Source organism: Paenibacillus sp. 1-18 (genome assembly GCF_000520755.1).
GTDB classification, from domain to species: domain Bacteria; phylum Bacillota; class Bacilli; order Paenibacillales; family Paenibacillaceae; genus Paenibacillus; species Paenibacillus brasilensis.
In genome coordinates this window covers 1-956 of the sequence record NZ_ASSB01000326.1, presented here as the reverse complement: position 1 = coordinate 956, position 956 = coordinate 1, and the positions used below count along the sequence as shown (strand labels likewise).

Below are 956 nucleotides of genomic sequence, written 5' to 3'. Positions count from 1 at the left end.
CGGTTCGCCCGCTCGTTCAGCTCGCGGTACGTGAGCCGGCTTTCCCCAAATACAACCGCCGTCTGCTCCGGCGTCCGCTCCGCTTGCTCCTCAAACATCTGATGGATCGTTTTATCCTTCGGATAGTCAGCCGCGGTCGCGTTGAATTGCTCCAGAATCTGGGCCATTTCTTCCTGAGTAGCCAGTTCAAGCTCGCTCACAGGCAAGTTCGGATTGGCTGTAATTTGCTCCAGCACATGCATGAAATGCCCCTGCATCCGCGCAACACCTGCTTGCTTGTAAACCAGACTATTGTAGCGGAAGCTAATCCGAATGGCTTCGCCCGGGATGACGATCAGATTGAAATCATAACTCGTTTGATCGAACATACTGACGTTCGTAATTTCAAAGGCATCCTCGTCACCGCTGGCTGACTGCTCGATTTGCTGTTCCATAGGATAGTTTTCAAATACCATTATATGGGAAATCAAGCTTTGCTTCTGTTCGGTTTGCGCTTGAATTTCATAGAGCGGATACGTATCGTAAGCGCTCGATGCCAGGGCCAGCTCTTGGGTTGCTTTCAGCACATCTGTAAAAGCGGCGCCTTCCTCGGCACGAATGCGAACCGGGATCGTATTGATAAACAGACCGATCATCGTTTCGATTCCGGTTATTTCTGCCGGTCTTCCAGATACGACGCTGCCGAAAACAACGTCCCTGCTGCCGTTGTATCTTTGCAAAACAAGGCCCCAAGCGCTCTGCATCAGCGTATTAATTGTCACTTGATGCTGTTTGGCAATTGATTCCATCCGACGAGTTAGTTCCCCGCCCAAGTCGCAATCGAGTTCTTCCGCCACATAGCCCGCTGCCTTGTTTTGCGGGTTCTCCTGAATCTCCTGCGGAAGCAGCGTCTGCTGATCGTAATCTTCCAAATACTTGCTCCAGTATGTGGCCGCTTCTTCCGGGCTTTGCTGATC

At 51.5% G+C, this 956-nt stretch carries 1 protein-coding gene; it reads right to left on the bottom strand.

What is annotated here, in order from left to right:
• A partial coding sequence (locus tag L693_RS28395) for a condensation domain-containing protein (RefSeq protein WP_231503724.1) occupies positions 1–956 on the bottom strand: 956 nt, incomplete at both ends.